General features: G+C 54.0%; 17 protein-coding genes. 13 read left to right on the top strand and 4 right to left on the bottom strand.

Translation table 11 applies throughout. From position 1 onward, the window contains the following. The first annotated feature begins 5 nt into the window (after nt 1-5). The 3 genes from Q9245_RS14645 (at nt 6) to Q9245_RS14635 (ending at nt 4,889) form a co-directional block, all read left to right on the top strand. Nucleotides 6-3,641: a pilus assembly protein gene (locus tag Q9245_RS14645; RefSeq protein WP_305897882.1), complete on the top strand. Its 3,636-nt coding sequence runs from the start codon at nt 6-8 to the stop codon at nt 3,639-3,641. A 20-nt stretch (nt 3,642-3,661) separates the two neighbouring features. After that, nucleotides 3,662-4,189 carry a type IV pilin protein gene (locus Q9245_RS14640; protein WP_305897881.1) on the top strand — a complete coding sequence of 176 codons (528 nt, stop codon included), beginning with the start codon at nt 3,662-3,664 and terminating at the stop codon, nt 4,187-4,189. A gap of 91 nt (nt 4,190-4,280) precedes the next feature. Next, a complete protein-coding gene (locus tag Q9245_RS14635) occupies nt 4,281-4,889 on the top strand; it encodes a GspH/FimT family pseudopilin (protein ID WP_305897880.1) in 609 nt (202 codons plus the stop codon). A 33-nt stretch (nt 4,890-4,922) separates the two neighbouring features. On the opposite strand, the gene Q9245_RS14630 is transcribed toward Q9245_RS14635, so the two are convergent. Together Q9245_RS14630 and Q9245_RS14625 are read right to left on the bottom strand one after the other, a co-directional pair. Then, complete coding sequence (locus Q9245_RS14630; protein WP_305897879.1) at nt 4,923-6,302, bottom strand: sigma-54 dependent transcriptional regulator; 1,380 nt, start codon at nt 6,300-6,302, stop codon at nt 4,923-4,925. A 52-nt stretch (nt 6,303-6,354) separates the two neighbouring features. Further along, nucleotides 6,355-7,998: a PAS domain-containing sensor histidine kinase gene (locus tag Q9245_RS14625; RefSeq protein ID WP_305897878.1), complete on the bottom strand. Its 1,644-nt coding sequence runs from the start codon at nt 7,996-7,998 to the stop codon at nt 6,355-6,357. Between the two features lie 94 nt (nt 7,999-8,092). Here Q9245_RS14625 and Q9245_RS14620 point away from each other — a divergent pair, with 94 nt between their 5' ends. Next, nucleotides 8,093-9,757 carry an NAD+ synthase gene (locus Q9245_RS14620; RefSeq protein ID WP_305897877.1) on the top strand — a complete coding sequence of 555 codons (1,665 nt, stop codon included), beginning with the start codon at nt 8,093-8,095 and terminating at the stop codon, nt 9,755-9,757. A gap of 11 nt (nt 9,758-9,768) precedes the next feature. On the opposite strand, the gene Q9245_RS14615 is transcribed toward Q9245_RS14620, so the two are convergent. Beyond that, on the bottom strand, nt 9,769-10,602 hold the full coding sequence (locus Q9245_RS14615; protein ID WP_305897876.1) for an outer membrane protein assembly factor BamD: 834 nt from the start codon (nt 10,600-10,602) through the stop codon (nt 9,769-9,771). 172 nt (nt 10,603-10,774) lie between these two features. On the opposite strand from Q9245_RS14615, the gene rluD reads away from it, so the two are divergent. The 3 genes from rluD to clpB all read left to right on the top strand — a co-directional run bounded on the left by rluD (nt 10,775) and on the right by clpB (nt 15,232). Next, on the top strand, nt 10,775-11,752 hold the full coding sequence (gene rluD / locus Q9245_RS14610; RefSeq protein WP_305897875.1) for a 23S rRNA pseudouridine(1911/1915/1917) synthase RluD: 978 nt from the start codon (nt 10,775-10,777) through the stop codon (nt 11,750-11,752). Then, complete coding sequence (gene pgeF, locus Q9245_RS14605) at nt 11,742-12,497, top strand: peptidoglycan editing factor PgeF (protein WP_305897874.1); 756 nt, start codon at nt 11,742-11,744, stop codon at nt 12,495-12,497. Before rluD ends, pgeF begins: the two co-directional genes overlap by 11 nt. 158 nt (nt 12,498-12,655) lie before the next feature. Next, entirely contained in the window at nt 12,656-15,232 is a 2,577-nt protein-coding gene (gene clpB / locus Q9245_RS14600; RefSeq protein WP_305897873.1) for an ATP-dependent chaperone ClpB, read from the top strand. Between the two features lie 73 nt (nt 15,233-15,305). Here the strand turns inward: clpB and Q9245_RS14595 are convergent, their stop codons facing one another. Then, nucleotides 15,306-15,782 carry a DUF4124 domain-containing protein gene (locus Q9245_RS14595; RefSeq protein WP_305897872.1) on the bottom strand — a complete coding sequence of 159 codons (477 nt, stop codon included), beginning with the start codon at nt 15,780-15,782 and terminating at the stop codon, nt 15,306-15,308. 470 nt (nt 15,783-16,252) lie between these two features. Here Q9245_RS14595 and Q9245_RS14590 point away from each other — a divergent pair, with 470 nt between their 5' ends. The 6 genes from Q9245_RS14590 to Q9245_RS14565 all read left to right on the top strand — a co-directional run bounded on the left by Q9245_RS14590 (nt 16,253) and on the right by Q9245_RS14565 (nt 22,133). Further along, nucleotides 16,253-17,971, top strand: a complete 1,719-nt coding sequence (locus Q9245_RS14590) for an acetolactate synthase 3 large subunit (RefSeq protein WP_305897871.1) — start codon at nt 16,253-16,255, stop codon at nt 17,969-17,971. Nucleotides 17,972-17,973: 2 nt separating this feature from the next. After that, a complete protein-coding gene (ilvN, locus tag Q9245_RS14585) occupies nt 17,974-18,465 on the top strand; it encodes an acetolactate synthase small subunit (protein WP_199007892.1) in 492 nt (163 codons plus the stop codon). A 67-nt stretch (nt 18,466-18,532) separates the two neighbouring features. Then, complete coding sequence (gene ilvC / locus Q9245_RS14580) at nt 18,533-19,549, top strand: ketol-acid reductoisomerase (protein WP_305897870.1); 1,017 nt, start codon at nt 18,533-18,535, stop codon at nt 19,547-19,549. A 90-nt stretch (nt 19,550-19,639) separates the two neighbouring features. After that, on the top strand, nt 19,640-20,452 hold the full coding sequence (gene pssA / locus Q9245_RS14575) for a CDP-diacylglycerol--serine O-phosphatidyltransferase (RefSeq protein ID WP_305897869.1): 813 nt from the start codon (nt 19,640-19,642) through the stop codon (nt 20,450-20,452). 92 nt (nt 20,453-20,544) lie between these two features. Then, a complete protein-coding gene (gene msrP, locus Q9245_RS14570) occupies nt 20,545-21,516 on the top strand; it encodes a protein-methionine-sulfoxide reductase catalytic subunit MsrP (protein WP_305897868.1) in 972 nt (323 codons plus the stop codon). Next, complete coding sequence (locus tag Q9245_RS14565) at nt 21,516-22,133, top strand: sulfite oxidase heme-binding subunit YedZ (protein ID WP_305897867.1); 618 nt, start codon at nt 21,516-21,518, stop codon at nt 22,131-22,133. The genes msrP and Q9245_RS14565 overlap by 1 nt, the downstream gene beginning before the upstream one ends. Nucleotides 22,134-22,562: the final 429 nt, after the last annotated feature.

The following is a 22,562-nucleotide window of genomic DNA, read 5'->3' as shown; positions in this document are numbered from 1 at the left end:
CCGTTATGAAAATGATAAATACTAAGCTAGAAAGCCCTGTTGCTGGCGATAGCTGGTTTCCTGCCACAGCGTCCAATGCTAGGACGTTCACGATGGCTAGTTGGCGTTTTGCAGCGCTAACGTTGTTTGCTTTCTTGCCGGTTTTCAGTGCCCAAGCGGCTCTTGATAGCGTAGGCGTTGACCAGACTCCTTTAGTCGTGAGTGAACCGTTGCCGCCTAATGTTGTGCTGTTGCACGATGATTCTGGCTCGATGAGGCGGTCTTATCTTCCCGATGACGCACCAAGGTCGGGTGATGATTTCCGTAAATCCAGTCGTAATCGCCAGTATTATAATCCTGAAACGCTCTATACCGTGCCGCCGAAAGCCGATGGCTCGTGGTATGGGGCGTCGACTTTTCCAGAGGGTTATAACAACCCGTTTGGTTCCAGCGCTACCAACGATATCCTCGACGATTCGGATTACTCCGATACTGACGGTGAGTATGTTGATACCAGATACAACAGCAAGAAGTCGTGTGAAAGCGCTGGTGGTGAGTGGGAAGATAAACAGTGCAGGTTTGAAGCGCCCCCGTCCTTTGTTTATTTCGATGGCAGTGATAAACATCGAGTGGTTGAAGACGGCAAAAGCTGTAGTGCTTGGACAAATTGCCATCATGCCAGTGACACCCTTATCGTTGGTGGCGAGACGACGACATACGGCCAGAACGTTGCCAATTATTACAGTTACTATCGCACCCGCGCACTGTCCGCCAAAAGCGGCATTATGAGTGCGTTTTTTGGGCTAGATCCTGCCTACCGTTTTGGTTTTGGCGCGATCAACAACTCCAGTTCCAGCAACCTTGGTTCGGGGCAATTTGATTACCATATGAAGATCAAACAGGTCGAGCCATTTGGTGATGGCTCTAGTGGTTCGCAGAAACAACGTTTCTGGAACTGGCTTGAGGGTGTTGGGACCAGTGGTGGAACGCCGCTGCGCCGAGCGTTGGAGACCGCGGGACGTTATTACCAGACCCAGCAACCTTGGCTCGATACTGATGCAAATGGTAAAGCGGTTGAGTATTCCTGCAGGGCTTCATACGCAATTTTAGTGTCTGATGGTTACTGGAGTGGGTCGGCGCCTTCAGATTTCCTCAAAGGGGCTGATAATACAGCGACAACTAACTATAAAGCTGTTGCGCCCTTCGTGGGCGGTGCTGCAGACGGCGATACTGCTACGTTGGCGGACGTTGCTAATTATTACTGGAAAACGGATCTGCGTAACGGGAACACTGATGGCCAGAAAAACCAGGTTCCGGCAACGCAGACCGATCCCGCAACATGGCAACATATGACAACCTTTACCGTCGGTTTGGGGTTGACGGTGAGTGGCCTAGGGGCAACACCTGCTGAACTTTTCGATTGGGCCCGCAATGGTGATTCGAGCGCCGTTAGCGGCTGGAACGGTTGGCCCACTCCGGGGCGCAATGGCGGCCAAGGAAAAATTGAGAACGTCAGCGATATGTTGCATGCAGCTATTAACGGCTATGGGGGCTTCTTTTCTGCACGTGATCCCAAGCAGTTCGCAGATGGGCTTAAGCAGGCGCTGGCAGACATTGCCTCAGCTCCCGGTGCAGGTGGCGCGCCCTCATTTAGTGGCGGGGAGACTCTGACCTCGAGTACGAGGCAGTATAGTGCTAGCTACATGACCGGCGCTTGGTCCGGTGAGCTTAAGTCGGTTGGTTATGATAAGACAACCGACACCTTCAGTGTTGCTCCTTGGAGCGCATCAGCCCAGCTTCCGGTGGCCGCTGATCGTAATATTTGGACCATAGATACCAGCGGGAACCCTATTGAGTTTAAAGCGGGGGCTTTGGGTAACTATCTGACGACTCTGGGCGATAACCTTTACCCTTCGGATCCAAAGGGTTCGACTTGGGGCACGCACATCGTTAATTATCTAAGAGGGGATCGGAGTTATGAGGATTCCGTGGTATCCCCGCTCACAGACGTGTTGCGTAAGCGAGGTACGTTGTTGGGCGATATCGTTAACTCCACCCCAGTCGTAATAGGTGATCCAAAGCCTGACCTTTACAAGCACGTTCTCGACGAGACCTATTTTGACGGTTTGAGCGGCACCAAAGATTACAAGAAATTCGTTACGGATAACACGGGCCGCACTCCCCTTGCGTATGTTGCAGCGAATGATGGCATGCTGCATGCCTTCAATGCGAATACAGGCAAAGAAGTCTTCGCCTATATACCGGGAGCGGTAGTAGGCGGGACTGGAGATGCATCTTTGGCAAGACTTGCTAATCCTGAATACGGTGTTTACAACCCGGTCGATGGGTCGCAGCCTGTTCCGCATCAGTTCTACAACGATGGCAAATTGACTACCCAGAATGTCTACATAGATGGTGCGTGGAAGACCATTTTGGTGGGTACGACGGGGCGAGGTACGTCTCGCACTGTGTATGCTTTGGATATCACCAACCCCGCAGACCTTGCCGATCCCCAAAAGGCTAAAAATGCGATTCTTTGGGAAAGGTCCGCAGGGGATGGCAAATCTAACGATGAGTGGATTGGCATGGCCTTGGGACGCCCTACGATATCCTTAATCAAGGAAAGTACGGGAGCGGGGAAATGGGTTGCCCACTTGGGTAATGGGCCTAATAGTGAAAACGGGCGAGCGGCTCTGCTGCAGTTTGATCTTAAAACGGGGGATCTCAAAGTCTATTCAGCTGGAACCTCGACGGCTAATGGGCTTTCAGCGCCATATGTTATTCAAAAGAATGACACTGATGGTGTGAGTGAATACGCATTTGCCGGTGATCTACAAGGTAATGTATGGCGTTTTGAACTAAAGCCAAATGGCGGCAGTGTCAGTCAGCCGATCTATGTGGCCAAGGATAGCGATGGTAATCGCCAGCCCATTACCGCAGATATGTATGCGACCCAAAACCCGGATACTGGGGCTATCTGGGTGTTCTTCGGGACAGGGCGCTATCTGGCAAAATCCGATATCTTGGAGAGCAGCCCAAAGGTGCAAACTTGGTATGGCTTGCGTGCACTAGCGGGTCCGTCAGGTTTAGCCGAAGCTAAATCAACGGATTCACGCAGTGATCTACAAGAACGTACACTCATCGCTGAAAAGAGCACTACAGGAGGGGTGTTTCGGGTTACAAGCGATGGTGAATTCTCCGACCTGACCAGTGATGGTGATGTGGGCTGGTATATGGACCTTGTATCGCCCGTAGAAGGTAGGGAAGGCGAGCGGATTGTTTATCAGACCCAGTTGATCGCTGGAAGGCTTATTGTAAATACACTGATTCCTAAATCGAGTAGTCCATGCGATACGTCGCCAGGAGGGGCCACCTTAATCGTTGATCCTTTCTCCGGTGCGAATCCCGGTGTGCCGGTTCTAGATGCTGATGGTGATGGAACAATTGACTCCAAAGACTCCGTAACTGTGGGTGGTAAGCTTTATTACTACAACGGTGAGCGGTATAGCGTGGGGATGGCTGGAGTCTTTACGGCATTGAAGGCGAGTAATGGTAATGTTCGACTGTTTGGATCTGCGCTTGATTCTAGTGATGTGAGCAAGGAAACGACCATAGGCGCGGGCGGATCTCAACGTTTAAACTGGCATGAAATTATCAACTAAAGCAGGAAATGGAGAGTTACATGCAGTTGGATACAGTGAACAATAACCGCAATCCTGCTCGCCGGTATCTGGACGTGCAGGTCGCCGCGATGCCGCATCGTCGGCACCGCGGCGCTGAGTCCGGATTTACTTTGATTGAACTGATGATCGTGGTGGCGATCATTGGGATTATCGCAGCGATTGCTTATCCTTCGTATACACAGCAGGTGGTCAAAACCAAGCGAGCGGCTGCTGCAGCTTGCTTGGTAGAGCAAGCGAGTTATATGGAGCGGTTCTACACCACTAATATGCGGTACGACAAAGACCTAGCCGGAAAAGACAATCCTTTTAAGGCGGCCAAAAACCCGCTGGAGCTTGCTTGCATGACTCAGGCGCAAACAGGAGCTGATTACACTTATGAAGTCAAACCACTAACAAGGACCGGATATACCATCAGTGCAGCTCCTAAGGGTGCGCAAGCCAGTCATGACAGCGGCAAATGCGGTACGTTGACGCTTGATCAAAAGGGTACGCGTGGTGCTGGTGGTAGTGTTGATAAGTGTTGGTGATTGGTTTTTGAGTTTGTTAATTGATTAATTGGATGCGCGGATTTCCAAAGGAATTGGGCTGCGTATTTTCAGGAATAACAGGGAGTTCTTCATGCTCAAGGATGAGCGAAATGCCCGAACTCGGGCGGTTTCTTTTTACGATGTGCATGGTCGGCCAGCAGGTTTTTCTCTGATTGAGCTGATGGTAACCATGGCGGTTGCGGCGATCCTGCTAGCAACAGCTATTCCTGCATTTTCCAATATGATGGCTCGAAACGAGTTGGCTGTGGCGACCAATGCTGCGCGAGGTGCGCTGATGGTCGCCAGAGAGGCATCGGTGATGCGGGGGCACCCTGTCTCGCTATGCGCTGGTGAACCTACAAGTGGTTGCAGTGGCGACTGGTCCAGCGGCCAGTGGATTGTGTTCCGAGATTCTAATCATAGCGGTGATATCGACAGTGGTGAGACGGTATTGCAGCATGGGCGCGTTCCGGGCGCCGGTCGCAATGTGTCGATGAGCGGTAATGGGCCGCTGCGGTCTGCGTTGGTTTATACGCCGTTAGGTCATGCCGAGCGTATCAGTGGAGCCTTTGGTGCTGGCCGCTTGAGGGTATGTGTGAAGCGGGAAATAGCGCCGAATGCGCGTGAACTCGTTATTTCAGTCAGTGGCAGGGTTCGTATGCAGCGTGTTGATTTCAACGGAGCTTGCCCTCCACTGTGATGGTTCGGAGGAGATGGAGTGAGTCTGAAGCGGTCACTCCATCCCCAACTTCTTCAACCGATACCGCATCGCTCGAAAACTAATCCCTAGCCTTTTTGCAGCAGCCGTCTTATTCCACCGTGTAGCCTCAAGCGCCTTCTCAATGGCCTGCCGTTCAATCGTCTCAAGATAGCCTTCCAGATCAATCTCACCTTCAGGTACTAAAGCCGATAGCCCTTCGCCACCGTGTCCGGGCCCTCGGGCGGCGCTGCCGTGGGCCACGCCACCGCCAAGGTGCAAATCTTCCGCATCAATACGGTCTTCGTCACACAGTGTAAACGCCCGTTCTAGAATGTTCTCCAGCTCACGCACGTTACCCGGGAAGTCATAGCTCTTCAGTCGGTCAATCGCGGCCGTGGTTAGTGTGGCTGGGTCACACTCATACTCGCGGGCAATGCGCTCAAGTATGTGTTCGGCCAGCATGGGAATGTCATCTCTTCGTTCTCGAAGTGCGGGTACGGCCAGCTCGATGACGTTGATGCGGTAGAACAAGTCTTGGCGAAAGTCTCCGGACAGCACCAATTCGGGCAGATTCTTGTGGGTGGCGCTAAGCACGCGAATGTCCACGGGAGCCTCTTTAGTATCGCCAACGGGCCGCACGGCTTTTTCTTGAATGGCGCGAAGCAGTTTTACCTGCATGGCGAGTGGCAAGTCCGCGACTTCGTCCAAAAATAGGGTGCCGCCATCGGCGCTTCGGAACAGGCCGTCTTTGTTCTCAACCGCTCCGGTAAAGCTGCCTTTTTTATGCCCGAAGAATTCGCTTTCCATCAGCTCTGAGGGAATCGCGCCACAGTTAACGGCAATGAATGGTGCTTCCGCGCGCGGACCCTGTAGGTGGATCATTCGAGCGACCAGTTCTTTACCGCTGCCGGATTCGCCGCTGATGAATACCGGGGCTTGGCTGCGTGCCAGTTTGCGAGTCTGGTTGCGGAGTTTACGAAGTTCCGGGGAATTGCCGAGCAACAGGCCGGGGTTGTCCACCTCGGTTGTTTTTTGGGTTTTGGGTTCCGACAGTTTGAGGGCACTGTTTACCAGCTCGCGAAGCCGGGGCAGTTCAACCGGTTTAGAGACGAAATCAAACGCGCCGGCCTTAAGGGATTCAATGGCAGTATCCATGCTGCCATAGGCCGTAATCACGGCTACCGGGGTGCTGGGGCTGTGCTGCTGGATCCATTGCACCAGTTCAATGCCGTTGCCGTCGGGCAGGTTCATATCTGTCAGGCACAGCTGGGGCTTGTGTTCTTCCAATAGAGCGCGCGCGCTGGTCAGATCGGCGGCGGTGTAGGTGGTGATGCCCATTCGCCCCAGAGTAATTTCCAGAAGACTGCGAATGTCTGGTTCGTCGTCTACGATCAGCGCTGTTTGATTGCTCATGGTGTGTTACCGGTTCCCTGTTGAATTGCTAACGCCCGATGGTCGTTGTTACTTAAATCATCCGCCCCGAATGAGCGAAGGTGATGCGAAAGCGGCAGCCGGGTTGGTCGTCTTCAACCAGCGACAGATGCGCCTGATTGGCTTCGCACAACTCCCTCGCAAGATAAAGTCCTAGCCCGGTTCCGTTTTTGTCCGTAGTAAAGAACGGCTCGAACACTGAATCGCGGTACTCCGGGGCTATACCGGCGCCAAAATCGCGAATATCGACACGGGCCCGCTCGCCGTCGGGGGTTGCGCCAACCAGTAATTGTATCCTTTTTTCACCGGTATTCTGCTCACTGTACCGCAAGCCATTGTCGCACAGGTTGACCATCACTTGTTCAATCTGGCTTTTGTCAAAGCGCGCGTCGGGAACCTCGTCTTCAATCAGCAGCTCAATTGAGGCCGGGATAATGTCGGCCTGGGTTTGCTGGAAGTCGTCGCAAAAGTTCGTTAACCACGATCGGACATCGACAAGTTCGGTGCTTGCGATGCGCCGTCGAGACAGATCCAGAACGTTCTCGATAATACCGTTAACCCGCTTGGAGTGCCGTCGGATGATATCGAGCATTTGCTGGTCGCTGGGGTCTATGTGCGGAGATTCTTCCATCAGCTGAGCGGCATGGCTGATGGCGCCCAGCGGGTTGCGGATTTCGTGGGCGATACCCGCGGTTAACCGTCCGAGAGACGCCAGTTTCATCTGTTGAGCCTGTTGGGTAACCTTGCTCATGTCTTCTATAAACACCAGGATCTGGTCACCACGGTCCTGATCAAGCTGGGTAAAGTTGGCTTGCAGCAGGGGAGAGGTTTGGGTGGCTTGGAACGGCTCGATCTTGGCGTGATGGTCGCTTAACCAGGCGTCCAGGCCGTTTCTCAAAGGAGCCGGTAGTGTCCGCGCCTGGCGCATGCCATAGGGGTGCGTAGCGGCTTCTTCAAACAGCATTTCTTCGGCAGCGGCGTTAGCCAAACGAATCTGGCCGAAACGATCCAGCACCAAAATGCCGGTGCGCATGCGCTGAATGATCTGCTGGTTGATTTGCTCAAGCTCGGCAATGCTCTTTGCGCGACTGGTGGCCAGCGCTTCGCTGCGGATGACCCGTTTCGAGATACCTTGCAAGACAAAGGCTGCGGCAAAATACAAAATGCCCAGCGAGCCCGCTCGCACTATATCGTCGGCAGAGGCGTTGAGGGTCAGGGTGGCCCAGATGGAAATTCCCAGTGAACAGAGGGTCGCCAGAGCCGCGTAAAAAGTGCCCAGGCGGTTCGGGGCAAGAATGTTGCCCGCGGCTACGGACACAATGACCAGGTTGGCCAAGCCGCTGGTGATGCCGGAACTGGCAAGCAATAAACCGTGAATGATAAGAATGTCGGCCAGGACCGATAAGGTAATGTGCCGCTGGCGGGGATGAAATCCGGCTACCAGTACCAGGGCAATAAAGCCGTTTACCGCAAAGTACGACAGTGCACCGACTTGGTAAGTATCGAGCCAGCGAAATTTCGCTTCCGCCATGAAGGGCTCGATAAATATCAGGCCAGCCAGCAAGGCGCTGATGACCAGCCGATAGTGGTTATAGATCCGAAATAATCTGGCTTGCTGATATTTTGCATGAGGCCCGAAGGGCGAGCGTGCAACGCTTGTAGGGGAGTCTGAAGCCATATCGGAAGTTATCTGTTGTCAGTCAGGAGAATTCCTCGTCGGAGCGTGGTTATAATAGCCTTTTAACGGCAATAAGTTACAGGAGCCTTTTTGCATGTCGGCACCCGGTAAAGTATCCGAGGCGTCTACCCCCGTGAAAAAGTTGCGGGTGGTGATGGCCCAGTTGGATTTTCTGGTAGGGGATATTCCAGGTAACACAGAGCGGGTTATTCAAGCCGCCCGAGACGCCTGGCAGGAGCACCAGGCCGATATCGTGGTCTTTCCGGAACTGTGTATTACCGGCTACCCGCCGGAAGATCTTTTGCTGCGACCAAGTTTGGGTATTCGGGTGTCGGATGCACTGGAGCAGCTGAAGCAGGCGAAGCTTGAGCCGGCCATTGTCATTGGAGCGCCTGTGCGTTCGGGCGGTTTGCTCTACAACGCTGCCCTGGTGATCGAAGGCGGTGAGTTGGTCGGGCAGTATTTCAAGCGGTGCCCGCCGAATTACCAGGTGTTCGACGAAAAACGCTATTTTGCCGAAGGCCAGAATGCCAAAGTGTTGGAAATCAAAGGTGTGCCGGTGGGCATTACCGTATGTGAGGATATCTGGGCTGATGGCCCGGTCGAAGATGCGGCTGCCGCAGGTGCCCAGCTGATTTTGAATCTGAACGCCTCACCGTACGACATCGACAAACAGGCTCGGCGAAAAGCCCTTCTGGAGCGTAAAGCGGCCAACAACAACGTCAGCATTGTGTACGTCAATCTGATGGGCGGGCAGGATGAGTTGGTATTCGACGGCGGTTCAATGGTGGTAGATCACTCGGGTACGCTCGCTGTCGAAGTGCCGCAATTTAAAGAAGGGTTGTTCCCGGTCGAGTTTTTGTGCGAGCACCATTGCCAGCCGGTGTCGCAGCTCCCATGCCCTGAGCCGTCTCTTGAAGCCAACGTGTATAACGCTCTGGTGACCGGCGTGCGGGATTACGTTAATAAAAACGGCTTTAAATCGGTTGTACTGGGTCTGTCTGGAGGCATCGACTCGGCCTTGACCTTAGCGGTCGCTGCGGATGCGCTCGGAAAGGAGCGGGTCAGGGCGGTGATGATGCCGTTCCGCTACACCTCCAGTGCCAGCCTCGAAGACGCGGAAGCTCAGGCCACTGCGATGGGCGTGCAGTATGACGTGTTTTCTATCGAGCCAATGTACGACGTGTTCATGAAAACCCTGGAAGCGCCGTTCGAAGGCACTCGGCCGGATACCACCGAGGAAAACCTGCAGGCCCGTCTGCGCGGCGTGTTGTTGATGTCATTGTCCAACAAGTTTGGTTCGCTGGTGTTAACCACCGGCAACAAGAGCGAGCTGGCGGTGGGGTATTCCACGCTGTATGGCGACATGGCGGGCGGTTTTGATGTGCTGAAAGACGTGCCCAAAACACTGGTGTTTCGTTTGTCACGTTACCGAAACAGTCTATCGCCGGTGATTCCTGAGCGCGTAATTACCCGGCCGCCCTCAGCCGAGCTGGCGCCGGATCAGAAAGACGAAGACAGTCTGCCCGGTTACGACACGCTTGATGCCATCCTGAATCTGTACGTTGAACGGGATTACAGCGCTGAAGCCATTGTGGCGGAAGGGTATGAGCGTGCCGACGTCGAGAGGGTGACCCGTTTGGTGGATATCAACGAATACAAGCGCCGGCAGGCTCCGATTGGTGTGCGTATTACCGAGCGGGGCTTTGGTAAAGACCGCCGGTATCCGATTACCAACGGCTGGAAGATAGGCAAGTAAGGCGTTACGCCTTACTCGTCGCCCAGTAGTCCGAAGGTGACGACATTCAGGAGCGAGCGGTTCTGCCGCTCGAACTGGTTCGCCTGGAATTTGCCTTTGTTGTCGAAGGCTTCGCTGTCCGGGAAGTTCTTGCGCAGTGTGGCGATGGCATCGTTGGCGGCTTTGTTCAGGTCCATAAACAGGAACGTATCAGCCAGGATAACCAGAGCATCTTCAACGGCCGGCGAAGACGGGTAGTTTTCGACGACGTAGCGAGCGCGGTTGTTGGCTGCCACATAGGCTTCCCGTTTGATGTAGTAGCGCGCAGCGTGTATTTCCAGCTCAGCCATGCGGTTGCGGATCGAGATCATGCGCTGGCGGGCGTCCGGCGCGTACTGGCTGTCAGGGAAACGGCTCAGCAATTGTGAGAAATCGCGGAACGCCTGCAGCTGTTCACCGGGATTGCGGGCGGAAGCGTCGATCGGAAAGTAGCGGGCGGCAAGGCCGAGGTCCAGGTTGTACGATGCCAAACCGCGCATATAGAGTGCGTAATCCAGTTGCTCGCTTTGCGGATTCAGGCGCATGAAGCGGTCTGCGGCTGCCCGGGCACCTTCCAGATCAAGGTTCTGGTAGCGGGCGTAGATCAGGTCCAGCTGGGCCTGTTCAGCATAACGGCCGAACGGATAATAGGTTTCGAGGGCATCCAGACTTTGCTCGGCTTCGTTGAAGTTGCCGGCGTTCATGGCCTTGCGGGCGTTCTCGTAGTAGGTTTGTTCCGGGAGTACTTCCACGTCTTTATTGGAGGCGCAGCCGGCAGCCAGCGCGATAATGGTGGAAAGTAGCAGTAAACGGACAACTGATCTCATGCCGGAATCCCGTATAATGGTCAGACTGATGATTGGATTGGCCATTGTAACGGGGAAGACTGCCTATGTGCAGTGTTAACAGAAGTATCTCCGGCTAATCTGACTGAAACGTAACATCGGTATTCAGCCGGTGTCCTCAAAATTTAAAAGCATAGTGGCGAAGCGAGGCTTGATGTCTTCCGAAAACAGAATCACCGGCCAGTTCAAAATCCCGCCGGGGTTGAGCGATAAACGACTCGATCAGGCGGCGGCCGAGTTGATGCCCGAGCATTCCCGCTCCCGTTTGCAGTCGTGGATCAAGAGTGGCGTACTGACGGTGAACGGCAAATCCTGCAAGCCTAGAGACAAGGTGATGCTCAACGATGTACTTGAGCTGGACGCCGAGCCGGAAGTGAAAGTGACCTGGGAAGCCGAGCCCATCACACTGGATATCGTCTACGAAGATGAGCATTTGCTGGTGATCAACAAGCCGGCGGGTTTGGTGGTTCACCCCGCGGCCGGTCATGCCGATGGCACTTTGGTAAACGCATTGTTGAATTATGCGCCGGAGGTGGAAAACCTGCCTCGGGCCGGCATCGTGCACCGTCTGGATAAAGACACCTCTGGCGTTATGGTCGTGGCCAGAAGTTTGATTGCTCACACCTCGTTGGTAAATCAGCTTCAGGAACGCACCATGGGCCGTGAATACGAAGCTGTCGTGGTGGGTTCGTTGACCGGTGGCGCCACCGTGGATGCACCGATTGGTCGTCACCCTCAGGATCGTAAGCGAATGGCAGTGGTGTCATCGGGCAAGCCTGCGGTGACTCATTACCGGCTGATTGAGCGTTTTGCAGCCCACACCCATGTGCGCTGTAAATTGGAAAGTGGCCGTACGCACCAGATACGTGTGCACATGACGCACGTTCGGCACCCATTGGTGGGCGACCCTGTTTATGGCGGTCGTCTACGCTTGCCCAAGGGAACAACAGAAGAGCTGAGGGCAGAGCTGGCCGCGTTCAACCGTCAAGCTTTGCACGCTCGCAAGTTGACGCTGGAACATCCGGAAACCGGTGAAACCATGAGTTGGGAAGTCGCGTTGCCGGACGACATGGTTCAACTCATAGCGGCGTTGCGCAAGCACGCGCGCGAGCTGGAAGAAAATGATTTCTGACAGCGATCTGCTCCGGCCTGACTGGTCCGTATCTGCTCAGGTGCGGGCGCTCAGTACGACCCGAAAGGGTGGGGTGAGTCAGTCGCCCTGGCAATCGTTGAATCTGGGCGGGCATGTGGGTGATAACTCCGCCGATGTGGCTCGGAACCGTCAGCGTCTGGCCTCGGTCATGGGTATCGAGTCAGGTCAGATTGGTTGGCTGAATCAGGTGCACGGCACTCGAGCGGTAGAGCTGACTTCAAACAATCTGAACGACTGCCCCGATGCCGACGCCAGTTTCACCCGAGAACGAGGCGTAGTTTGCGCTATTTTAACGGCAGATTGCTTGCCGGTGATCCTTGCGGATCGGAGCGGGGCGGTGGTTGGCGCCGCTCATGCTGGTTGGCGAAGCCTTTGCGGCGGCGTGCTGGAAAACCTCATTGAAGCCATGGCGGTGGAGCCGTCAGAGCTTGTGGCCTGGTTTGGGCCATCTATCGGGCCTGCGAATTTCGAAGTGGGTCCGGAGGTTCAAGCGGCTTTTGTTGAGCAACAGGCTGAATCGGCCAGCGCTTTCTGCACGCAAGGCGCTCGCCCCGGGCACTTCATCGCTGACATTTATGAGCTGGCTCGCCTGCGCCTGACTCGGGCGGGGGTGACTGATATCCACGGCGGCGGTTTGTGCACCGTTGGCGATTCAGAACGGTTTTATTCCTATCGTCGAGATGGTCAGACGGGCCGCATGGCTACCTTGGTCTGGCTCGACTGACGAGCGTCAATTTTCTGACATTATTTCTTTCCACTTCCTTGAAGTCCCCCGTCTAGCCCCTACATTAGTTATCAAGACATCGCGATCGCCGCTCATTCCGCGCCTTTAAGTGTGTGTGGAAATACCGGCGCGCAAGAACTGTTCGGGGAAAAATGACTATGAGAATTGATAAGTTGACCAGCAAGTTACAGAGCGCCCTCGCGGATGCTCAGTCGATTGCGGTCGGGAAAGACCACAACTTTATTGAGCCTGTGCATCTGATGCTGGCCTTGCTTGATCAGCAGGGTGGTTCGGTCAAACCGCTGTTGCAACAAGTAGGCGTTGAACCCGGTCGGGTTCGACAGGCGGTTGCTAATGAAATTGGAACCCTGCCGGAAGTGCAAGGTAATGCCGGGGACGTGTCCATGTCGAACGACATGGGGCGCTTGTTCAATATCTCCGACAAATTGGCTCAGAAGCGTGGCGACCAGTTTATTTCCAGTGAGCTGATCTTGCTGGCGGCGGTTGAAGATCGTGGCTCGCTGGGCCGTATTCTGCGTGAGCATGGAGTAGACAAAGTGGTTTTGGAAAAGGCCATTGATGAGGTGAGGGGTGGTGAAGCTGTGAATGATCCCGGAGCGGAAGAAAACCGACAGGCATTGTCGAAGTATACCATCGACCTGACCGAGCAGGCCGTTGCTGGCAAGCTGGATCCGGTGATTGGCCGGGACGATGAGATTCGCCGCACCATTCAGGTGCTGCAGCGTCGCCGCAAGAATAACCCGGTATTGATTGGTGAGCCGGGGGTCGGTAAGACCGCCATTGTTGAAGGTTTGGCGCAGCGCATTGTGAATGGCGAAGTGCCGGACAGCCTAAAAGAGAAGAAAGTGCTCTCGCTGGATATGGGCGCACTGATCGCCGGAGCCAAATTCCGCGGTGAATTCGAGGAACGCCTGAAAGCTGTTCTGAACGAATTGTCGAAACAGGAAGGGCAGATCATTCTGTTTATCGACGAGCTTCATACCATGGTCGGTGCCGGCAAGGCGGAAGGCTCGATGGATGCGGGCAATATGCTTAAGCCCGCACTGGCGAGAGGTGAACTGCATTGTGTTGGCGCCACTACGTTGAACGAATATCGTGAAAACATTGAGAAAGATGCTGCTCTGGAGCGCCGGTTCCAGAAGGTGTTGGTCAATGAGCCGACGGAAGAAGACAGTATTGCCATTCTGCGTGGCCTCAAGGAACGTTACGAGGTTCACCACGGGGTGGAAGTGACAGACGGCGCCATCATTGCTGCAGCGAAATTGTCCCACCGGTACATCACCGATCGCCAGCTGCCGGACAAGGCGATTGATTTGGTGGACGAGGCGGCCAGTCAGATTCGGATGGAAATGGATTCCAAGCCGGAAGCCCTGGATCGCCTCGAGCGGCGCCTGATTCAGCTCAAGATTGAGCGGGAAGCGCTGAAGAAAGAAACCGATGCGGCCTCCAAAAAGCGTTTGGAAGAGTTGTCGTCAGTGATTGGCGATGTTGAGCGTGAGTATGCGGATCTGGAAGAAGTTTGGAACACTGAAAAAGCGGCTTTGCACGGATCCCAGAAGATCAAAAGTGAGCTGGAGCAGACTCGAATTGATCTGGAAAATGCTCGCCGCAGTGGCGATCTCGGCAAAATGTCGGAGCTGCAATACGGCAAGATTCCGGAGCTTGAGCGGCAACTGGATATGGCCAGTCAGGCTGAAATGATGGAAATGACGCTGCTGCGCAATCGGGTCACCGAGGAGGAGATCGCCGAGATCGTCTCCAAGTGGACGGGCATTCCCGTGTCCAAGATGATGGAAGGCGAGCGTGACAAGCTAATGCGCATGGAAGAGGCGTTGCATGGTCGGGTGATTGGGCAAAACGAGGCGGTGGAAGCGGTTTCTAACGCCGTGCGTCGTTCCCGAGCCGGCTTGTCGGATCCCAATCGCCCCAACGGTTCTTTCTTGTTCCTCGGGCCGACCGGTGTCGGTAAAACCGAGCTGTGTAAAGCTCTGGCGGCGTTCTTGTTCGATACCGAAGACGCCATGGTGCGCATCGATATGTCCGAGTTCATGGAGAAGCACGCTGTAGCTCGCTTGATCGGTGCGCCTCCCGGGTACGTGGGCTATGAAGAAGGCGGTTACCTGACCGAGGCGGTTCGGCGCCGGCCTTATTCTGTGCTCTTGCTTGATGAGGTGGAAAAGGCACACCCGGATGTCTTCAATATTCTGTTGCAAGTGCTGGACGACGGCCGCCTGACGGACAGCCAGGGGCGCACGGTGGACTTCCGTAATACGGTGGTGGTGATGACCTCAAACCTGGGCTCTCACATCATTCAGGAGAAAGCCGGGGAGGAAAATTACGAGGAAATGAAATCCGCCGTCATGGAGGTTGTGGGTACCCATTTCCGTCCGGAGTTTATCAACCGGGTGGACGACGTGGTGGTGTTCCATCCGCTGGCCGAAAGTCAGATTCAAGGCATCGCGAGCATTCAGATCGAGAATCTGGCAAAACGCCTGAAAGAGCAGGATATGAGTCTGGAATTGGGCGAAGACGCTCTGCATTTGCTGGCCGAGGTAGGCTACGATCCGGTGTATGGCGCGCGGCCGTTGAAGCGAGCAATTCAGCGTTTGATCGAAAACCCGCTGGCACAGAAACTTCTGCAAGGGGAGTTTGTGTCGGGTGATACGGTCAAGGCGAAGGTAGATGGCAGTGAGCTGACGTTTACCAAGGAATAAGGCGCCGGAGAGGGGCGAAATAAAAAAAGCCAGAGGGCGAGAGTCCTCTGGCTTTTTCGTTTTTAGTGCGCCGTTACTGTTCGGTGTTGTTGCCCTGGGCGGGGCCGCAGTTTTCTTCGGCAATATCTTCAAACTGTTGGCGTTGCTGTTCGATTTCTTCGGGGCTCAGGTATCGCATCTCACCGTTTTCTTCGACCCGGATTCGTGCATTGCTGCTGATGACCTTCAGGTTGGCTTTCGCGGTTTCACAATTTGCTTCACGTTGTTTGCGGTTGGCTTCTTCAACCGCGGTTTCTTTTTTTCGTTCTGCCGCTGATTGTTGCTGCTCCTCGAGCTGACTCAGGCGTTCTTGCGGGCTGGCCCGTTCAGAGCCGGCGGTGCGGCTGGTACCCGAGCGAACATTGACCTGCTCGGCTTTCTTGCCGGTTGGTTGCCGGTCGCCGAAGTGGGTTACGCCGTTGTCGTCTGTCCATTTGTATACTGAACTATCAGCGGCCAGGCCGGGAGTTGCGGCCATCAGAATAGAAAACATCAGTATCTTTCGGTTCATGTCGTTGCCCGTTGTTCGTTTGTCGCCTGAAGATGGTGCCACCAGAGCAAAGGTTTTTCTTTCGTCTGGTTCAAAACTCTAGCATGGTTATTTTCGCAGTATGGCAGAGAAGAGCATAAAATGGTGCCAATTAAGCCACAACGGCTATTGACAGCGAGTTTCCCGCTGTCAGAATTACCGACTGCCTGAAGATAGGGGTAAATACGGCTCGGCAATCCCGAATAAGTATCCCCCGTTAATCACCACACCGAGTGCGCCATTACTAGGCGGGCGATGGTTGTTGCTACCGTTGCAACCCGTTGCTGGCCGTTCTCCGCAACCCTCAGGAGTGCGGCTGGCCCAGAGACAACCTCTAAAGAATTGGTGTGGAGGAGTACGCCGGTCCGGCTTTCAAAAGAAGCTGGTAAACCGTGGATCCAGGCAACCGGGACGAATCCCGGCTCATTCACTTGTAGAAGAGGGTAGAAAACGTGGAGTTATTGTCTGGTGCCGATATGTTGATCCGGTCCCTTCAAGATGAAGGTATCGAACACGTATACGGCTATCCGGGTGGCGCAGCCCTTCATATTTATGATGCGCTGTTCAGGCAGGATAAAGTCAAACACATTCTGGTTCGGCATGAGCAAGCAGCGGTCCATATGGCCGATGGTTATGCCCGTGCAACCGGAAAACCAGGCACTGTTCTGGTGACCTCTGGCCCTGGCGCTACCAACACGATTACTGGCATTGCCACCGCATTTATGGATTCAATTCCGATGGTGGTTCTCTGTGGCCAGGTTGCATCCACATTGATCGGTGAGGATGCGTTCCAGGAAACCGATATGATCGGTGTGTCCCGCCCTGTGGTTAAGCACAACCTCAGTGTCCGGCACCCGGAGGAAATCCCGGAAATTATCCGCAAGGCGTATTACATTGCCTCAACGGGCCGCCCTGGTCCGGTTGTTGTCGATATTCCGAAGGATATGACGGCGCCCAACGAGCGTTTCGAATATTCGTATCCGAAAAAGGTCAAGTTGCGTTCGTACAACCCGGCCGTTCGGGGTCACGCCGGGCAAATCAAGAAAGCCGTCGATATGCTGATGGCTGCCAAGCGCCCGGTGATCTATGCCGGCGGTGGTGTCATTCTTGGTAAGGCCTCCGATCAGTTAACCGAACTGACCCGAAAGCTTGGCTTCCCGATTACCAACACACTGATGGGCATTGGCTGTTACCCGGCAACCGACAAGCAGCACTTGGGCTGGCTCGGCATGCACGGTACCTACGAAGCCAACATGGCCATGCACCACTCCGACCTGATCCTGTGCGTAGGCGCCCGTTTTGATGACCGGGTAACCAACGCCACAGAGAAGTTCTGTCCGGGTGCTCGAATTATCCACATTGATATTGATCCGGCATCGATTTCCAAAACCATCGATGTTGATGTGCCGATCGTTGGACCAGTGGATGCCGTGCTGAAAGAGATGCTGTCTTTGGTGAAAGAATCCAAAGAAAAGCCGGAAGCCGATGCACTGGCAGCCTGGTGGAAGCAAATCGACGAATGGCGCGCGTTCCACGGTATGCGTTACGAAACCAGCCCGGATGTCATCAAGCCGCAAGAAGTGGTTGAGATGCTCTGGAAGCTCACCAACGGTGATGCGTTCGTGACCACCGACGTTGGCCAGCACCAGATGTTTACCGCTCAGTACTACAAGTTCGACAAGCCGAACCGCTGGATTAACTCCGGTGGTCTGGGCACTATGGGCTTTGGTTTGCCGGCGGCGATGGGTATCAAACTGACCCATCCGGATGAAGAGGTCTTGTGCTTCACCGGTGAAGGCAGTATCCAAATGAACATTCAGGAGCTGTCTACCTGCAAGCAGTACGATCTGCCGGTCAAGATTATTAACCTGAACAACCAGGCCTTGGGCATGGTGAAGCAATGGCAGGACATGAACTACGAGTCTCGCCATTCGCAGTCCTATATGGAATCTCTCCCGGACTTCATCAAACTGGCTGAAGCATACGGCCATGTGGGCGTGCGCATTGATCGCAAAGAAGATCTTGAGCCCAAGCTGAAAGAAGTTCTGGCGATGAAAGACAAGCTGGTGTTCGTAGACATTTATGTTGACCGTTTTGAGCATGTGTACCCGATGCAAGTTGCCCGTGGTTCGATGAAAGATATGTGGCTCAGCAAGACGGAGAGGGTGTGATCATGCGTCGAATCATTTCTGTATTGCTGGAAAACGAGCCAGGTGCATTGTCTCGGGTGGTTGGGCTGTTTTCCCAGCGCAATTACAACATCGAGACGCTCACGGTAGCGCCTACTGAAGATCCTACTTTGTCACGACTGACCGTCACCACGACCGGTTCCGACAAGGTGATTGAGCAAATCACCAAGCAGCTGAATAAGCTGATTGAAGTGGTAAAGCTGGTGGACCTCACGGAAGGTGCCCACATCGAGCGCGAAATGATGTTGGTGAAGCTGAAGGCGACAGGCTCTCAGCGCGCCGAGATCAAGCGTACGGTGGATATCTTTCGTGGCCAGATTGTTGATGTCACCAGCTCGGTTTATACCGTTCAGCTGGCGGGTGATAGCAGTAAGCTCGACGGCTTTATTCAAGCGGTTGGCACGTCTGGAATCTTGGAAGTGGTGCGTACCGGTGTTTCCGGTATCGCGCGAGGCGAAAAGGTACTCAGCCTCTGATAGGCTGGAAGAAAATTCGAATACCATGGCCGCACGCGGCCAATACTTTTAAAAGTTGAGGTTTGAAATGCAGGTTTATTACGATAAAGATTGTGATCTTTCCATCATCCAGGGCAAGAAGGTTGCCATCCTTGGTTTTGGTTCCCAGGGCCACGCTCACGCGTGCAACCTGAAAGATTCAGGCGTAGACGTTGTTGTTGGCCTGCGTGCGGGTTCTTCTTCCATCGCCAAAGCTGAAGCCTATGGCCTGAAGACCAGCGACGTAGCCTCTGCCGTTGCTTCTGCCGACGTTGTTATGGTTCTGACTCCGGACGAGTTCCAGGCTGAGCTGTACCGCGACGAAATCGAGCCGAACCTGAAGCAGGGTGCCACTCTGGCCTTCGCTCACGGTTTTGCTATCCACTACAACCAGATCGTTCCCCGTAAAGATCTGGACGTGATCATGGTTGCTCCGAAGGCGCCGGGCCACACGGTACGCACTGAGTTCACCAAAGGCGGTGGTATTCCTGACCTGATCGCGATCTTCCAGGACGCATCCGGTAACGCCAAGAACGTTGCTTTGTCCTACGCCAGCGGCGTGGGCGGTGGTCGTACCGGTATCATCGAAACTACGTTCAAAGACGAAACTGAAACCGACCTGTTCGGTGAGCAGGCTGTTCTTTGTGGTGGTGCGGTTGAGCTGGTTAAAGCTGGCTTCGAAACCCTGACCGAAGCGGGTTACGCTCCGGAAATGGCGTACTTCGAATGTCTGCACGAGCTGAAGCTGATCGTTGACCTGATGTACGAAGGCGGCATCGCCAACATGAACTACTCCATCTCTAACAACGCTGAATACGGCGAATACGTAACCGGCCCAGAGGTGATCAACGACGAGTCTCGCGCAGCCATGCGTAACGCTCTAAAGCGCATCCAGAGTGGCGAATACGCCAAGATGTTCATCTCTGAAGGCGCTCTGAACTACCCGTCAATGACTGCGCGTCGTCGTGAAAACGCCGCTCACGAAATTGAAGTGGTTGGTGAGAAGCTGCGCTCCATGATGCCATGGATCTCCGCGAACAAAATCGTGGACAAAGATAAGAACTGATCCGGAATTTCCGGTACGGTTTGAAAGCGCGGCCCTAGTGGCCGCGTTTTTCGTATATACTCCGCACAAATGCTTTCCGGAGTTGAAGGAATGACAGAACAGAATACATCGATACACAAGACTGACCCTCATCTTGCTGCTGAAGCGGAAATCGAGGCAGGAGAAGTTGTAGAAGAAGAAGTGGTTGAGGGCGCGAAAGTGAGGCGCAAAGGTATCTTTTTACTGCCCAACGCACTGACCACCGCGTCGTTATTTTCAGGATTTTACGCGATCGTCTCTGCCTCGAACGGAGTGTTCGATAACGCCGCCATTGCCATTTTTGTGTCCATGATTCTGGACGGGCTCGATGGTCGTGTTGCGCGTATGACCAATACCCAAAGCAAGTTCGGTGAAGAATACGACAGCTTGGCGGATATGGTGGCCTTCGGAGTTGCTCCGGGCTTGGTAGCCTTTTTCTGGTTGCTAAACGGAATGGGCAAATTAGGCTGGGCGGTCACCTTCATATATGTGGCTGGCGCAGCCCTGCGTTTGGCGCGTTTTAATACCCAGATTGGCTCGGTTGATAAGAAGTACTTTGTTGGCTTGGCGAGTCCCGCTGCCGCCGCCTGTGTGGCAGGCTTGGTGTGGAGTTTTCACACGTTCGAACCGGCCGTTTGGCTAACGGCGCTCACCATGATCGTTGTGGGCGGGACCGGCGTGTTGATGGTCAGCAATATTCTGTACCGTAGCTTCAAAGATCTGGATCTGCGGGGCAGGGTGCCTTTTGCAGCCATTCTTCTGGTAGTGCTCATCTTTGTGGTGATTGCACTGGATCCGGCGACTGTGTTGTTCTCGGCCTTTTTGATTTATGCGGCCTCCGGCCCGGTGCGAGCGTTGTTCCGCCGGAAGGGTAAGCGCACTTAATTGATCAATCATTCCCGCCCAGTGTCATTGGGCGGGAATTTCTCCGGAAAAGTGTGGTCTACTGATAGAACCACGACATCTGGAGCCTTCCAATGCATTTCAAGAAACGCCCTTCCTGGGCTATCTCCGAATCCGAAGTCACGCCTGAGTCTGTCTACCTGAATCGCCGCAAGTTTATGTCGGGCGTTGCTGTATCAGCCGCTGCTTTAGCTGCCCCCGGGCTTGTGTTGGCGAACTCACAGGACAAACTGGCCGCCTTGGATTATAAGAAGGCTGACCAGTACGCGCCCAACGAAGACCTTACGCCGTATAAAGACGTGATCCGTTACAACAATTTCTACGAATTTGGGCCGGGGAAGGAGGATCCTTCCCGACATGCTGACCAGTTGGTGGTTGAACCCTGGTCTATCGACGTTGAAGGAGAGTGCGCCCGGCCTGGCCGTTACCCATTGGACGATCTGTTAAAGCCGCAGAGCTATCAAGAGCGTATATACCGATTGCGGTGTGTAGAAGCTTGGTCGATGGTGATTCCTTGGGTCGGTGTTCCGCTGGCGGATGTGTTAAAGCAATTAGAGCCGACATCTAAGGCAAAGTACGTCTATTTTGAGACGCTTGAGCGCCCGGAGCAGATGCCTGGCCAGAGATCGTTGTTCAGCACGATCGATTGGCCCTATCGGGAAGGGTTGCGGATGGACGAAGCCATGAATGAGTTGTCGTTCCTGGCAGTCGGTTTGTATGGTCGTGAGCTGCCGAATCAGAACGGTGCCCCCATTCGTTTGGTAGTGCCATGGAAATACGGCTTCAAAAGCATCAAGTCGATTGTACGGATCCGGTTTATGGAGCAGCGGCCAAAAACCAGTTGGGAGATGATCGCTCCGAACGAATATGGTTTTTACGCGAATGTGAATCCGGACGTAGATCATCCACGCTGGAGTCAAAAACGAGAGCGCAGGCTGCCGTCGGGCATCTTCAGCCCGAATTGGCGGAAAACAGAGAAATTCAATGGCTATGGTGAGCAGGTGGCCCACCTATACAAGGGTATGGATTTGGCGAAGTTTTATTGATGTTGGCTAATTGGAGTAAAGCAGCCACGCTGCGTGTGGTGAAGGTCGGGCTTTTTCTTGCGGCTTTGATTCCGTTGTTTATTTTGATCCAGCGCATTGTGGTTGGGGATTTAGGCCCTGATCCAGGTCAGGCGATCACGGAAGGTTTGGGTAAGGCTGCGTTCCAGTTGTTATTGGCGACATTGTTTGTGACGCCTTTACGCAAACTGACCGGTTGGGCGGGATGGATTCGTTGCAGGCGAATGCTTGGGTTGTTTGCTTTCTTCTATGCCGTGTTGCATGTGATGGCTTTCTTGCAGTTGATTCTAGGGTGGGGCGATTTGTGGGCAACCTTCACCCGTCGCCCTTACATCATCATGGGTGCCGCGGGATTTATTTTGCTGGTGCCGTTGGCGCTGACCTCAACCCAAAAGATGATGAAACGAATGGGGCGAGGCTGGAAGCCGTTGCATCGCCTTATCTATCCTTCTTCTATCTTTGTATGGCTCCATTTTCTCTGGCAAGCAAGAAGTGACGTGTTGGAAATGGTGATTTACGGCGTTGTGTTGATGCTTTTGTTGTTGGTCCGAGTGTATTGGTTTGGGGTGTCTTCGCTGGTGCCGTTAAAAAAGGCCTGAATTCGACTGTTATTTGAACGTTCTGTTGGTCTTTTGCGCAGGCGAGTAGGTGGAAACCGAAGTGTGAACAGTTTTCTTCAGAAAGCCTGTTGACTCCTTAGCTGGGCTCTGTAGAATGCGCATCTCGCTTGAGGGGCTAGCCACTAAGAACGGCCAGCACCGAAGCGGTAACTGCTTGAAAGTTCTGAAGAAAACGTTTTAAAGATTCTTCAAAAAGCAGTTGACAAGGTGGCGGTTCAGTGTAGAATGCGCACCACGATTTAGCAGTAACGTCGGTGAGTTTTTCGGCCGTTTTCGAAGACGAAAACAGCGGTTAAAATTAACGGTTGACAAGGTGGCGAGACGATGTATAATTCGCGGCCTTGATTGAGCAGCAGCTCAAACGCTCTTTAAAAAGTTGACCAAGTAATTCGTGTGGGCGCTGGCCGA

Source organism: Marinobacter sp. MDS2, from assembly GCF_030718085.1.
Taxonomy (GTDB): Bacteria; Pseudomonadota; Gammaproteobacteria; order Pseudomonadales; family Oleiphilaceae; genus Marinobacter.
Note: the sequence above shows the minus strand (reverse complement) of the source record. Positions and strands in the feature narration are given on the sequence as shown.

Bases quoted from the DNA above. Each gene is read 5' to 3' on its own strand.
- Q9245_RS14645 (WP_305897882.1), top strand. From the start codon at position 6: ATGAAAATGATAAATACTAAGCTAGAAAGCCCTGTTGCTGGCGATAGC.
- Q9245_RS14640 (WP_305897881.1), top strand. From the start codon at position 3,662: ATGCAGTTGGATACAGTGAACAATAACCGCAATCCTGCTCGCCGGTAT.
- Q9245_RS14635 (WP_305897880.1), top strand. From the start codon at position 4,281: ATGCTCAAGGATGAGCGAAATGCCCGAACTCGGGCGGTTTCTTTTTAC.
- Q9245_RS14630 (WP_305897879.1), bottom strand. From the start codon at position 6,302: ATGAGCAATCAAACAGCGCTGATCGTAGACGACGAACCAGACATTCGC.
- Q9245_RS14625 (WP_305897878.1), bottom strand. From the start codon at position 7,998: ATGGCTTCAGACTCCCCTACAAGCGTTGCACGCTCGCCCTTCGGGCCT.
- Q9245_RS14620 (WP_305897877.1), top strand. From the start codon at position 8,093: ATGTCGGCACCCGGTAAAGTATCCGAGGCGTCTACCCCCGTGAAAAAG.
- Q9245_RS14615 (WP_305897876.1), bottom strand. From the start codon at position 10,602: ATGAGATCAGTTGTCCGTTTACTGCTACTTTCCACCATTATCGCGCTG.
- rluD (WP_305897875.1), top strand. From the start codon at position 10,775: ATGTCTTCCGAAAACAGAATCACCGGCCAGTTCAAAATCCCGCCGGGG.
- pgeF (WP_305897874.1), top strand. From the start codon at position 11,742: ATGATTTCTGACAGCGATCTGCTCCGGCCTGACTGGTCCGTATCTGCT.
- clpB (WP_305897873.1), top strand. From the start codon at position 12,656: ATGAGAATTGATAAGTTGACCAGCAAGTTACAGAGCGCCCTCGCGGAT.
- Q9245_RS14595 (WP_305897872.1), bottom strand. From the start codon at position 15,782: ATGAACCGAAAGATACTGATGTTTTCTATTCTGATGGCCGCAACTCCC.
- ilvN (WP_199007892.1), top strand. From the start codon at position 17,974: ATGCGTCGAATCATTTCTGTATTGCTGGAAAACGAGCCAGGTGCATTG.
- ilvC (WP_305897870.1), top strand. From the start codon at position 18,533: ATGCAGGTTTATTACGATAAAGATTGTGATCTTTCCATCATCCAGGGC.
- pssA (WP_305897869.1), top strand. From the start codon at position 19,640: ATGACAGAACAGAATACATCGATACACAAGACTGACCCTCATCTTGCT.
- msrP (WP_305897868.1), top strand. From the start codon at position 20,545: ATGCATTTCAAGAAACGCCCTTCCTGGGCTATCTCCGAATCCGAAGTC.
- Q9245_RS14565 (WP_305897867.1), top strand. From the start codon at position 21,516: ATGTTGGCTAATTGGAGTAAAGCAGCCACGCTGCGTGTGGTGAAGGTC.